Origin of the sequence: Pseudooceanicola sp. HF7, from assembly GCF_011806405.1 — a bacterium.
Lineage (GTDB): Bacteria > Pseudomonadota > Alphaproteobacteria > Rhodobacterales > Rhodobacteraceae > Pseudooceanicola.
Genome location: NZ_JAATOW010000005.1, coordinates 27,769 through 40,258, shown reverse-complemented (window position 1 = coordinate 40,258; position 12,490 = coordinate 27,769). Strand labels below are relative to the sequence as shown.

At 64.9% G+C, this 12,490-nt stretch carries 9 protein-coding genes; 5 read left to right on the top strand and 4 right to left on the bottom strand.

Features of this window, described 5'->3' with window-relative positions; translation table 11 throughout:
• Positions 1-49: 49 nt before the first annotated feature.
• The 4 genes from HCZ97_RS04145 to HCZ97_RS04130 form a co-directional block, all read right to left on the bottom strand.
• Positions 50-1,327 carry an extracellular solute-binding protein gene (locus HCZ97_RS04145; protein WP_167687416.1) on the bottom strand — a complete coding sequence of 426 codons (1,278 nt, stop codon included), beginning with the start codon at positions 1,325-1,327 and terminating at the stop codon, positions 50-52.
• A 30-nt stretch (positions 1,328-1,357) separates the two neighbouring features.
• The gene (locus HCZ97_RS04140; RefSeq protein ID WP_167687415.1) at positions 1,358-2,443 is read right to left on the bottom strand and encodes an ABC transporter ATP-binding protein; all 1,086 of its coding nucleotides are present in this window, start codon (positions 2,441-2,443) and stop codon (positions 1,358-1,360) included.
• 30 nt (positions 2,444-2,473) lie between these two features.
• A complete protein-coding gene (locus tag HCZ97_RS04135; protein ID WP_167687414.1) occupies positions 2,474-3,994 on the bottom strand; it encodes an alpha-N-arabinofuranosidase in 1,521 nt (506 codons plus the stop codon).
• A 111-nt stretch (positions 3,995-4,105) separates the two neighbouring features.
• Positions 4,106-4,999: a LysR family transcriptional regulator gene (locus tag HCZ97_RS04130; RefSeq protein WP_254871336.1), complete on the bottom strand. Its 894-nt coding sequence runs from the start codon at positions 4,997-4,999 to the stop codon at positions 4,106-4,108.
• A gap of 586 nt (positions 5,000-5,585) precedes the next feature.
• On the opposite strand from HCZ97_RS04130, the gene HCZ97_RS04125 reads away from it, so the two are divergent.
• The 5 genes from HCZ97_RS04125 to HCZ97_RS04105 all read left to right on the top strand — a co-directional run bounded on the left by HCZ97_RS04125 (position 5,586) and on the right by HCZ97_RS04105 (position 12,343).
• Positions 5,586-7,148, top strand: a complete 1,563-nt coding sequence (locus tag HCZ97_RS04125) for a phospholipase D family protein (RefSeq protein WP_167687412.1) — start codon at positions 5,586-5,588, stop codon at positions 7,146-7,148.
• Between the two features lie 144 nt (positions 7,149-7,292).
• The gene (locus HCZ97_RS04120) at positions 7,293-8,393 is read left to right on the top strand and encodes an AI-2E family transporter (protein ID WP_167687411.1); all 1,101 of its coding nucleotides are present in this window, start codon (positions 7,293-7,295) and stop codon (positions 8,391-8,393) included.
• A 160-nt stretch (positions 8,394-8,553) separates the two neighbouring features.
• Positions 8,554-9,093 (top strand): HdeD family acid-resistance protein, encoded by a 540-nt coding sequence (locus tag HCZ97_RS04115; RefSeq protein WP_175581636.1) that lies wholly within the window; start codon positions 8,554-8,556, stop codon positions 9,091-9,093.
• Between the two features lie 128 nt (positions 9,094-9,221).
• Positions 9,222-11,087, top strand: coding sequence for an adenine deaminase (locus HCZ97_RS04110; RefSeq protein WP_167687410.1), 1,866 nt, complete (start codon positions 9,222-9,224; stop codon positions 11,085-11,087).
• A 239-nt stretch (positions 11,088-11,326) separates the two neighbouring features.
• A complete protein-coding gene (locus HCZ97_RS04105; RefSeq protein ID WP_167687409.1) occupies positions 11,327-12,343 on the top strand; it encodes an ABC transporter substrate-binding protein in 1,017 nt (338 codons plus the stop codon).
• Positions 12,344-12,490 lie beyond the last annotated feature (147 nt).

The following is a 12,490-nucleotide window of genomic DNA, read 5'->3' as shown; positions in this document are numbered from 1 at the left end:
CAGAAAAGCCGGGGGCACGGTGGGCGCCCCCGGCATAACACCGGCCAGATCAGTCCAGCAGTGCCTGCAGCTGTTCCTTCATCTGTTCGGCTGCATCCTCCGGGCTCAGGAAACCATGCATCGCCGGGGCGATCAGGTTGTCCACCGCGTCATAGATCGGCGAGGCGACGCCGGCGATCTTGGAGCGCGGATCAAAGGCGGCGTTATCCGCCAGAGAGGCATAGGTCGCGTTCGGTTCCAGCGCTGCGTAGTCGGCGCTTTCCACGGTCGGCTTGTAGGCCGGGATATGGCCCGCGCCGGCCCATGCAAGGGAGTGTTTCTCCATCCAGCCGATAACGGTCAGGACCGCGTCGCGTTTTTCCTGGCTCATCTCCGGATCGTTGGGAATGGCGAAGGCGTGGCTGTCGGCCCAGGTTGCGGGCTGGTCCATCAGCTGGGGCACTTCATTGGCGAACCAGTCAAAGCCCAGGGCCTCGTTCTCGGCGGCATCCTTGAAGGTCGGGACCTCCCAGACGCCGTTGATGTGCATGACGGACTTCTTGCCGGAGAACAGCGCGACCGAAGCCTCGTAGGAGGCCTGCTCGGGGATCAGCCCGGCAGAACGCCAGTCGGCCAGCGTCTGGATAGCGGTCACGGCCTTGTCCATGTTGTCGCCTGCCAGCACCTCGCCATCGGTTAGCATCTCGCCGCCCTGTTGGCGCAGCAGTGTGTAGAACATCCGCCAGGTGCCGCCGCCGCCTTCGGACTGGAAGCTGAGCGGATCCGAGAAGCCCTCTTCCTTGGCCCAGGTCAGCAGCGCGGTCATGTCCTCAACCGAGGTAAGGCCGGTCAGATTGCCATCCGCGTCCAGCCAGTCGGTGCCTTCCAGCGCGCTGCGGTTGTAATAGGCGACGATGGCATGGATATCGAAGGGCACGGCCATCAGCTCGCCGTCGTCGGTCGAGGCGGCGGTGATGGTGGCCGGGAAGAAGTCGTCGGTGGAGATCCCGGCCGTTTCCAGATCCGCGGCCGTGATCGGCGACAGCACGCCTTCTTCCAGCGCCAGCGGCAGGCGCGACAGGTGATAGGTCATGATGTCGGGGCCCTGGCCCACGGCGACCGCGGTGCGGACCTTGGTGTAGAAGGGCAGACCCCATTCCAGGGTGGTGCCCTCGATGGTGATGTCGGGGTGTTCCTCGTTGAACTGGTCGATCAGCGCCTTCATCCGGACGCCGTCACCGCCGGCCAGGAAATCCCACCATTCGATTTCGACGTCCGCCCATGCCGGGCTGCCGAGCCCCATGACCAGCGCCGTTGTCATCGCCAGTTTGCCCAGTGATTTCTTCATCTTCTTTCCTCCTCCAAGGTGTCAGTCAGCTCAGCGAATGCGATCCCCCTCCCGGGAGAACACGAAAATGCGGTCGGTCTGCGGCAGGATGGTCTGCACGGTGCCGTGCATGCCGTGGCGCGCGCCGATCTGTTGGAAGATCACCGCTTCGCCGCCCTCAAGCGTGCCATGCTGATAGGACACGCCTCCCAGTTCCTCGGCCACGTCGACCGTGACGCGCATGCCCTCGCCCTCGCTCACCACCAGGTGCTCGGGGCGGATGCCAAGGGTGACAGGTGTGCCCGGCTCCAGCGCGGTGGTCATGGCGATGTCGAAGCTCTGGTCCGGCTGGCCGTCGAGGCGCGCCGTCAGGCGGCCATCGGCCCGGGCCACGACCGTCGCGTTGAAGAAGTTCATTGACGGAGAGCCGATGAACCCCGCGACGAAACGGTTGCTCGGGTCCTCGTAAAGATCGAGCGGCGCGCCGGATTGCTGCACGTAGCCGCCCTGCAGCACGAAGATCACGTCGGCCAGCGTCATGGCCTCGACCTGGTCGTGGGTGACGTAGATCATCGTCGCGCCCAGCTTCAGGTGCAGGCGAGCCAGTTCCAGCCGCATCTGTACGCGCAGTTCGGCGTCGAGGTTGGAGAGCGGTTCGTCGAACAGGAAGACCTCGGGCGCGCGCACGATGGCGCGGCCGATGGCAACCCGCTGGCGCTGCCCGCCAGAGAGTTGCGCGGGCTTCTTGTCCAGCTGTTCGGTCAGTTGCAGGACCTGCGCGGCCTCGTGAACCTTTTCCTTCACCTCGGCCTTGGGCCGCTTGGCCAGGCGCAGGCTGAAGGCCATGTTCTCGAAGACCGACAGGTGCGGATAAAGCGCGTAAGATTGGAAGACCATGGCGACGCCCCGGTCAGCCGGGTCGACGTCCGTCACATCGCGGTCCCCGATCAGGATCTTGCCGGCGCTGGTGTCCTCCAGCCCCGCGATCATGCGCAGTAGGGTGGACTTGCCACAGCCCGAAGGCCCCACAAAGACCGCGAATTGTCCGCGCTTGATCTCCATGTCGACGCCGCGAATGACGTCCACGACGCTGAAGCTTTTCTTGACGTCCTTCAGTTGAACTCCGGTGTCGCTCATTGGTCTTCCTCTTGTGTCCTCACGCCCGTCTCACGCGCCGACCGACAGGCGGATGACACTGTAGGAGAAGGCCGGCAGGGTGCCCTTCAGCGCCCCGTCCACCACGCCCAGTGCCTCTCCCTGTCGCGGCTTGATCCGGTCCGGATCCTCACAGGTGTTGGCCACGCGCGCATCCTTGCTGTCGCCGCCCATCACCTGGTGGTCGATCAGCTTCAGGTTCGTGAAGCCGTGCAGCGCCATATCAAGGTCCATGGCCTCATCCAGCGCCCGGTTGATCGCGAAGACGGTAACGGAGCCGCCGTCGGGCGCAAGCACCGCGGCCACGTCGAGGTAGTTCACATCCTGAGCCGCCTCGGCGTCGTAGCGCGGCCCGTCCACGGCCACGTTCAGGGCCGTGCCCCGGCCATAGAGGCTGGCGAACTGGTAGGGGTAGTAGATCGTCGTCGCCCAGGCCGGACCCCCCGTCCTGGTGCGGATCGGCGCGATGACGTTTACCAGCTGCGCGATGCAGGCGATCTTGACCCGGTCGGAGCGGCGGATGAATTCGTTCAGCAGCCCACCGACGAAGATCGCATCCTCGAGGTTGTAATCCTCTTCCAGCAGCGCGGGCGCCTCTGGCCAGTCCCAGGAATGCCAGTTTTTGCTGTCCTGCTCGCGGTTGTGATACCAGACGTTCCATTCATCGAAACAGATGAAGACATCGTTCCTGGCGCGCTTCTTGGCTTTCACGTAGTCGATGACACCGGCAATGGACTGGATGTAGCGGCCCGTCTCCTCGATTTTCGCAAAGTAGTTCAACGTGTTGTGGCTGGAATTGCCGAAGTACTTGTGCAGCGAGATGTAGTCGACGTTCTCGTAGCACTCTTCCAGCACCTGGCGTTCCCAGTCCGGGTAGGTCGGCATCTGGTCGTTGGAGGACCCGCAGACCACCGTCTCGATCCCGCCGCCGAAGGCCTTCACGGCCTTGGAGGTCTCGTCCGCAAGGCGGCCGTATTCCTTGGCCTCCATGTGGCCGATCTGCCAGGGGCCGTCCATCTCGTTGCCAAGGCACCACATTTTCACGCCGTAGGGGTCGGCAACGCCATGGGTGCGGCGCAGGTCGCTCCAGTAGGTGCCGGAGGGGTGGTTGCAATACTCGACGAAGTTGCGCGCCTCTTCGATGCCACGGGTGCCCAGGTTTACGGCCAGCATCATCTCGATATCCGCGTCCTTGGCCCACTTGGCGAATTCATTGATGCCGACCTGGTTGGTCTCCTTCGAGCGCCAGGCAAGGTCGAGGCGCACGGGACGATCCTCTTGCGGACCGATGCCGTCTTCCCACTTATAGGCCGAGACGAAATTGCCCCCCGGGTAGCGGATCGCGGGGATCTTCAGGCCGCGGACCAGCTCCAGCACGTCCTTGCGGAAGCCGAGTTCATTCGCCGTCGGGTGGTCAGGTTCATAGATCCCGCCGTAGATCGCGCGCCCCATGTGTTCGATGAAGGCGGAATAGAGACGATCATCAATCCTGGCGATCTTGTAGTCCCGATGAATTGTTGCGCGGCTCTTCATAGCCCCTCCCCGATACAAATCCTGATTGCACAGACCCTACGCAGCGGATGAGTTAACAGAAATTTACTTCTTCTCCTCTCGCGTTGACAGAATTGGTAACGCCGTCGGGAGTTAGGCCCCGGAGATGCGTCCCTTCACCAGATCCAGCAGCCGTGCGGCAGCCGGAGAGATCAGGCGGTCCCTTGGGCAGAGTACGTAATAGGGCTCGATCGCGATGGGGCGGACGGTTTCAAGCAGGGTCAGATCGGCGCAATAGGGCGGCGACAGCAGCAGGTCAGCGACCTCCTGCGTGATGACCGCGATGACATCCGAATCCCGCAGCAGCGCCATGATCGCCACCACGGAGGCGGTCTTGATCATGCTCTGCGGCAGATCGATCCCTTCTTCGTGGAAGGCGATTTCCAGGGCATGGCGGATCGGCGCGCCGCGGTCCTGCATGGTCCACAGGGCGTCTTGCAGATCGGCCAGGGACACCGGACCGGCGTCTGCCAGCGGATGGCTGCGGCGCACCATGAGCAGGATGGATTCGGTCTTGGCCGGCAAGATGTCGAAATCACGGGAATAATCGTGCGAGCCCACGCGGCTGAGCGTGAAGTCGTATTGGCCCCGCTCAAGACCGAGCATGAGCTGAGAGGACGAAGACACATCGAGCGAGACATCGACCTTGGGCGCGACCCGCTTGAGGTCCAGAAGCGCGGGGATCAGGATGGCCAGCGCGCCGCCCGTCACGGCCCCGACCCGGACCGAGCCACCCTGCCCGTCCAGCTGGGCCGCGAACTCTTCGGCCATCTTGTCGACGTCGTGGACCAGTTTTCGGGCGTGCCGGGCGAGGACCTCTCCGGCGGGGGTAGGCACCATGCCCTTTGGTTTGCGCTCGAAAAGCTCGGTTTCAAGCTGGGCTTCCATGTCGGCCAGCATGCGGGAGGCCGCGGGCGTGGTCATGCCACAGGCATCCGCGGCCAGGCGCAGCTTGCCATGCCGGGCGATGGCCGTGAGCAGGCGCAACTGAACCGGCCTGAGAGAACGAAGATAAAGATCCACGGTAACCTGCTGGGTTGAAATGCTTATGCCAGCCTGGCCGGCCCTTCCGGGAATAGGCCGTCCGGGGGCTTCGGGCAACCGCGTCGGCCCGCGGCGCCGTCAGGTGCTCTGCACGCAAGACGGGTGTAGCAGCTTGGATCGCGCCCTCGGATGGCGGCTGAACCCGTTCCGGAGTTCGACGTTCCGCAGCCGTCGATGTGCAAATTTGCACGGGGGAAATCGGGGCGAAAACCGCGTCGGTGGCACGTCTGTTTCGTGTCGGTATCACGTCGGTATAACGTCGGTGCGCAGCGCGCGGTGGGCCAAGGGTATGCTAACCTGCGCAGATGCACAGCGCGGCAGGGAAAAGCCCCGCCCCGCACGCCCAAGGGGTGAACAGGGACAGCAAGGGACAACGCGGCGGTTGTACTCCGCTCTGGCGATCCGGCGCGGGTCAGGTCAATATGGCGACAAAGGGCCCTGTCGCCGCCCGCCCGCGCGGCGTCCCGAGGTCCTGACAGCAACAGCCCCGCACAGGGGCGCGCCCCATGCAACAGGCCGAGGTGTTCCAATGCCCTTCCCGATCCCGTCCAAGGCGCTGCGCCGGATAGCCCTGTTGGGCACCCTGACCCTGGGGGCACTCACTGCCTGCAGCCCCCTGCCCGAGACGATCGAGAAAAGCGTGTCCTTCGCGGCGGTCGATACCGGGTCAACCCGGCTGGGCCGCGCCAGCCGCGCGCTGGGCAATCCCGGCGACGGGCGCTCGGGATTCCGCATCCTGCCGGACGGGGTGGAGGCGCTGGCCTTCCGGCTGGCCCTGTCGAGCATGGCAACCGAAACCATCGATGCGCAATACTACCTGCTGCATGACGATATCTCTGGCCACCTGTTCGCCCAGGCGCTGCTGAAGGCGGCGGATCGCGGGGTGCGCGTGCGTCTGCTACTGGATGACATGGATACCCGGCAATATGATGACATGATGCGCGCGCTGGACGCCCATCCCAATATCGAGATCCGCCTGTTCAACCCCTTCCGCCGGGACCGGTCCAAGGCGGTGGGCGCGCTGCTGGAGTTCAAGCGCATCAACCGGCGGATGCACAACAAGTCGACGACCTTCGACAACCAGGTGACCATCCTTGGCGGGCGCAACATCGGGGATGAGTATTTCTCGGCCCGGGACGATTCCAACTATGACGACCTGGACGTGCTGGCCGCCGGGCCGGTGGCGCAACAGGTGTCGACCAGTTTCGACGGCTACTGGAACAGTCCCCATGCGATCCCGGCCACCGTGCTTGTGGGTGAGGACCCGGCGGCCTTTGGCGTGGCAGAGGCCCGCAGCCGGCTGGCCGCCCTGGTCGAAGAGGCCCGCGACACCCCCTATGGCGCGGCGCTGGAAACCAGCCTGGCCAGCGCCCTGCAGAAGGGCCAGGTCAAGCTGGTCTGGGCCCCGGGCACGGTCTATGCCGATCCGCCCGAGAAGGCCGCCGGCGCGCTGGATTTCGACGACACGCTGTCGGGGGCCATGCTGCCCTACCTGCGGGCGGCAGAGACATCGCTGCACCTGGCCTCTGCCTATTTCGTGCCGCGCAAGGCGGGCACCCAGCTGTTCACCGATATGGAAGCGCGCGGCGTGGACGTGACCATCCTGACCAATTCGATGGAGGCCACCGATGTGCCCTCTGTCCACGGGCATTACGCCCATTCGCGCGATGAGCTTCTGGAAGCGGGCGTCGATCTTTGGGAGCTGAAGCCGAAGAAGGGCCACCAGGCGGCGCGCGAACGCTTCGGGCTGGGGCTGTCGCAATCCAGCCTGCATGCCAAGGCCTATGTGATCGACCGCGAGCGCGTCTTCATCGGGTCGTTCAACTGGGATCCGCGCTCTGCCGTGATCAATTCCGAGATGGGGGTAATGATCGAATCCCCCCTGCTGGCGACGCGCCTGGCCGACGGGTTCGAGGCCTACCTGCCCGGCGCGGCCTTCGAACTGGCGCTGGACGAGGATGGGCAGATCGAATGGCTGGACCGGTCCGATCCGAACACCTGGTATCTTTACCGCAACGAGCCGCATGACAGCCTCTGGCGCGCCATGTCGACCTGGTTCCTGGGGCTGGTGCCGATCGGCGGGCAATTGTAGCCCCGTTCACCCAAAAGTGAGCCGGTTGCCCACTGTGCCCGGCCCGGGCCAGCCGCCATAAGTGAAGCGCGCGGCCTGAGCGCTGCGGGCCGGCCAGGAGGATCATGACATGAGACGGAGCAAGATGAGACGGAGCAAGACCGCGTGACAAAGGAAAACTCCCTGCAGACGCTGGTGCTGTCCCTGCTGCTGGTTCTGGGGATCGGAACGATGCTGTATATCGGGCAGGCCCTGCTGCTGCCCATCGTGACGGCGATCATCCTGATCTACCTGCTGGAATCCACCGCCGCGCAATTGCGCCGCTTGCCGCTGGTGTCCTGGGTGCCAGAGCAGATCGTGCGGCTGTTCCTGCTGGTGGGGCTGATCCTGATCATCGTGGCCCTGGGCATCATCGTCTCTGCCACCGTGCAGGAGATCATCGCCGTCGCGCCGCGCTACCAGGAGAACCTGCGCGCCATGGCCGACGAGGCGGCGGTCCATTACCATTTCGACGAACAGGAGCTTTGGGACGAGATCCGAGAGCAGACCGTGGGCCGGATCGATCTGCGCGCGCTCTTCCTGGCGATCCTGGGGGGCTTTACCAACCTGGGCGCGATCATCCTGCTGATCTCGATCTATGCCGCTTTCCTGATGGCCGAGCGCGCGTCTTTCCAGCGCCGCCTGGCCGCGGCCCTGAAGGACCGTGCCCAGCACCAGCGGGTGTCGCGTGTGCTGGCGGACATCAACGTCAAGATCAGCCGCTACCTGGCCTTCAAGACGCTGATCAACCTGATCCTGGGCACGACCTCTTACGTGATCCTGGTGCTGTTCGGGGTCGATTTCGCGCTGTTCTGGGCGGTGGTGATCGGAATGCTGAACTACATCCCCTATGTCGGCTCCTACCTGGGGGTCTTCTTCCCGGTGGCGCTGTCGCTGGCGCAGTTCGGCTCGCTCCCCGTGACCCTGGGGCTGGCGGTATCGCTGAGTTCGGCCCAGTTCGTGCTGGGCAATATCATCGAGCCGCGCCTTATCGGGCGGCAGCTGAACCTGTCGCCCTTCGTGGTGCTGCTGGCGCTGGCCAGCTGGACAGCGCTTTGGGGGATCCCGGGGGCGATCCTCGCGGTGCCGCTGACCTCCATCCTGACGATCATCCTGTCGAGCTTTGACTCCACGCGCTGGCTGGCGCTGCTGCTGGCCGAACGCGTGGATGACGAGCTGCCCGTGCCGGCCGAGCCAGTGCCCGCCGAGCCCGTGGCCCGGGGCTGAGCCGGGGCGGTCTGCATGGGGTCTGCCGGGGTGAATGTAACAGGAGGGAGATATTTCCCACGCCCCTGCCCGCCCAGATTGACTTGGTTAGAATTCAGGCGCAACCTCAGGGAGATAGGGAATTTCATATCGTCATTCCCGCAAGCATCGGGGGTGCGGCATGGCCGAGACGACTGGCGTGAACTGGACATGGTGGGTCATCCTGGGGGTGATCGGCATCATCGGGGGCATCGTCGCCCTGCTCAATCCCTTCGCGGCCACGGTGACCGCGCAGCAGATGGTGGCCTGGATCTTCCTGCTGCTGGGCGTGCTGAAGCTGATCACCATCTTCCGCGCCGAGGGCTGGCGGGAGCGCCTCTGGGCCGTGGTGCTGACGGTGCTGTACCTCTGGCTGGGGGGCTCGCTGCTTTATAACCCGCTGGAAGGGATCATCACCCTGACCTTCGTCGCGGCGATCATGTTCACGGCCAGCGGCATTTCCAAGATCATCTATGCGCTGACCGCCCGCAACCAGCAGTTCCGCTTCATGATGCTGATCAGTGGCGTGATCTCCATCGTGCTGGCGGTGATGATCTTCACCAACTTCCCGGCCTCTGCCGCCGTCACCCTGGGCATCCTGCTGTCGGTCGAGCTGATCTCGACCGGGGCGTCGCTGGTGGCCCTGGGGATGCTGCTGAAGAACGCCCCGCACGAGGCCTAGGCCCGACCGGGCCGCGCCACCACCGGTTGAGCGCGCAAAAACGCAAGAACGGGCGGCGGGGCGGATCCCTTGCCGCCCGTCCGTCACTGGGCTAGGCGGGGGCACCTTCCATGACGCCGGACCCCCAGATGACCCCGCTTCCCCCCGATACCGATCTTGACCCGAAAGCCGAAGCCGCCATTCGCCAGGCGCTGCTGCAGGTCTCCCTTGGCAAGGCGCCGGCGGATCGGATCCTGCGCCCCGGACGCCTGCTGGATGCGGGCACGGGGCTTTGGCGCGAGGGCCAGGAAGTGGTGATCTCGGGGGCGCGCATCGCCTATGTCGGCCCCGTGGGCAGCTGGCCCGGCACGGCCGCAGAGGTGATCGACCTGCCCGACCTGCACGCGGTTCCGGGCCTGGGCGAAGTGCACAAGCATATCGAAAGCTCTCACCTGACACCGGAATACGAGGCCGCGCTGGTCCTGCCGCGCGGCAATACCTGGACCTGCGAGGCCAGCCACGAGTTTTCCAACGTGGATGCCGACCGGACGCTGGATTTCTGGCTGGCCGCCCGCCGCGCCGGGTCGCCGCTGAAGATCTACCCCCTGCCCGGCTCTGCCGTACCACCCACCGCCTATGAGCATGGCGGCGGCTGGCTGGGTTACGAGGCGCAGCGCGACTTCCTGAAGGAAAGCCGCATGGTCGCGGGCCTGGACGAGGTCATGGACTGGCCCGGAGTCTCCGATCCCGAGAACCCGTCCCACGCCCGTCTCTGGGGCATGATCACCGCCACGCTGGAGGCCCGCGCCGTGGTGGAGGGCCATGCCGCCGGGCTGACCGACCTGCCCACGATCAATGCCTTTGCGGCCGCCGGCATCAGCTCTGATCACGAGATGTGGACCGCAAAGGAAGCCATGAACAAGCTCTCTGCCGGGCTGTTCATCGAGCTGCGCATCCATTCCTTGAAAGAAATGGTGCAGGGCCTGCTGCAACTGGGCCTGCGGGACTGGTCGCGGGTGGCCTTTGCCACCGATGACCGCTCTGCCACCGATACCTTCAAGACCGGCGCGACGGATCACAACGTCCGCATGGCAATCGAGGCCGGGCTGGCCCCGGAAATCGCCGTGCAATGCGCCACCATCAACCCCGCCCGCCACATGCGGCTGGAGGCCTGGCAGGGGCTGATCGCCCCGGGCCGCTACGCCGATATCGTGCTGCTGGATGATGTGGAGGCCTTCTCCATCGCGGAGGTCTGGGCGGATGGGCAGAAGGTGTCCGAGGGCACGCGCTACCTGGCGGAGGTGCCGCGTATCGACTGGCCCGACTGGGCGCGCAAGACGGTGAACGTGGGACGCCAGCTAAAGGCCGAGGACTTCCGCATTGCCGCCGAACCGGGGCGCGCGGCGATGACCGCCGCCCTGTTGCGCCCCTTCCACTGGGCGCCGGAGTTCCTGACCGCCGATCTGCCCGTGGTGGATGGCGCGGTGCAGCGCGACAGCGCGCGCAACATCACCAAGTTCGCCATCATCGACCGCTTCTCTGGCGAGGGGGCCGTGTCGAAGATGTTCTGGCTGGGCTGTGGCCCGGCCACGCCCGACACGGCGCTGGCCTGCTCGATGGCGCATGACAAGCATAACCTCTGGGCCTGCGGATCCTCTGATGCCGCCATGGCGCTGGCGGCCAATACCGTGGCCGAGATGCAAGGCGGCTGGGCGCTGGTGTCCCAGGGCAAGGTGCTGGCCACCGTCGGCTGGGAAATCGCCGGCCTGATGACCGCCCGCCCCGCCGAGGCCGTGGATGCGGAGATGCAGGCGCTTTACCGTGCCGCCGAAGGGATCGAATGGCTCTACGAGCCCAGCTTCAACCCGCGCTGGCAGCCCGGCTTCCCGGAGCGCCTGGCCTGGGCCACGCTGACCTGTTCGCCCTGGCAATGGGTCCTGGTGGCCCCCTCCGAGCACGCACCCCAGGGGCTGGTGAATGTCACGAATGGCGCGACTCACCCGGTTGTCTGGTAAGCTGGCGGCCGGACGCAGCCAGAAAATCCGACGCGGGTTAGAGTCATATGCACACAAATGACCACGACCCGCGCCGCTTCCTGCCGGTTGAAAAGGCGCTCTTGCAGGAATGAAGCTGGAAAAGTCCGTCACCAGGCCCGTGGCTATTTGCCTTCCGGTGCCCCGACGGAATAGTTCACGCGTCACATAAATCGCGGGCGGAGCCTATCCGCCTGCCCGTAGACAACAGGGAATACCCCATGAAAAAACTTGGTACTCTTTCCGTCCTTGCGCTTGTGGCTTCTGCGGCCGCGGCCCAGTCCGAAACGCTGACCGTCTCCTGGTGGGGCTATAACGGCGACAAGCTGGACGCCAATATCATCGAACCCTTCAAGGAAATGTGCGGCTGCGACGTGGTCTTCGAGACCGGCAACAACGCCGACCGCCTGGGCAAGCTGCAGGCCCGCGGTGGCAAGGGCGTCGACGTCATCTTCCTGACCGATGCCTACAGCCAGATCGGCATCGAAAAGGGCGTGTTCCAGGAATTCGATGCCTCCAAGGCGCCGAACATCGAGAACATCTACCCGGTTGCCCGTGACCCGCAGGGCGGCTTCGGCCCGGCCTATACCGTGGGCCGCATCGGCGTGGTCTACGACAGCGCTACGGTGGAGCCGATCACCTCCTGGGCGGATTTCCTGGGCGGCGAGACCGACGGCAAGATCTCTCTTCCCGGCATCACCACCACGGCGGGCCCGATGGTTGTCGTGCAGGCCGGCATGGTCGCAGGCACGGACGCCTACGAGGATGATGCCCCCGCCTTCGAGCTGATCGAAGCCCTGAAGCCCCACGTGGTCAAGAACTACAACACCGGCTCCGAAATGGTGAACCTTGTGTCGACCGGCGAAGCCCAGATCACGATGACGCAGGATTTCACCCTGCGCTCGCTGCGTGAAGCCGTGCCGACCATGACCTGGGCCGATCTTGAAGACGGCGACATCGCCGTGCTCAACACGCTCAACATCCCCAAGGGTGCAGAGAACGTCGACCTGGCCTACGAGTTCATCAACTTCGTCCTCTCCGACGAAGTGCAGCAGAAGAACGCGGAACAGGGTGTGGACGCGCCGATCAACATGAACGTCGACCTGACGCCGGAACAGGCCGCCATGTGGACCTATGGCGAAGAGGCGATCGATGAGCTGAACACCATGGATTACGCCAAGATGAACGCCCACAAGTCCGACTGGATCGACATGTGGAACGAGATCTTCGGCATGTGAGTGCCCTTTGCGGGCCGCGCGGGATCGCCCCGCACCGGCCCGCAGAGACGCGGAGTTTTCCGCGACCGTCCTGCGCAGGTCCCTGCGCCTCAGCCTGCGCCGAAAGCCATTCGGCGCAGCGCCTGCTTTAACTGACCTAAACACCGG

Bases quoted from the DNA above. Each gene is read 5' to 3' on its own strand.
- HCZ97_RS04110 (WP_167687410.1), top strand. From the start codon at position 9,222: ATGACCCCGCTTCCCCCCGATACCGATCTTGACCCGAAAGCCGAAGCC.
- HCZ97_RS04135 (WP_167687414.1), bottom strand. From the start codon at position 3,994: ATGAAGAGCCGCGCAACAATTCATCGGGACTACAAGATCGCCAGGATT.
- HCZ97_RS04145 (WP_167687416.1), bottom strand. From the start codon at position 1,327: ATGAAGAAATCACTGGGCAAACTGGCGATGACAACGGCGCTGGTCATG.
- HCZ97_RS04125 (WP_167687412.1), top strand. From the start codon at position 5,586: ATGCCCTTCCCGATCCCGTCCAAGGCGCTGCGCCGGATAGCCCTGTTG.
- HCZ97_RS04105 (WP_167687409.1), top strand. From the start codon at position 11,327: ATGAAAAAACTTGGTACTCTTTCCGTCCTTGCGCTTGTGGCTTCTGCG.
- HCZ97_RS04115 (WP_175581636.1), top strand. From the start codon at position 8,554: ATGGCCGAGACGACTGGCGTGAACTGGACATGGTGGGTCATCCTGGGG.
- HCZ97_RS04140 (WP_167687415.1), bottom strand. From the start codon at position 2,443: ATGAGCGACACCGGAGTTCAACTGAAGGACGTCAAGAAAAGCTTCAGC.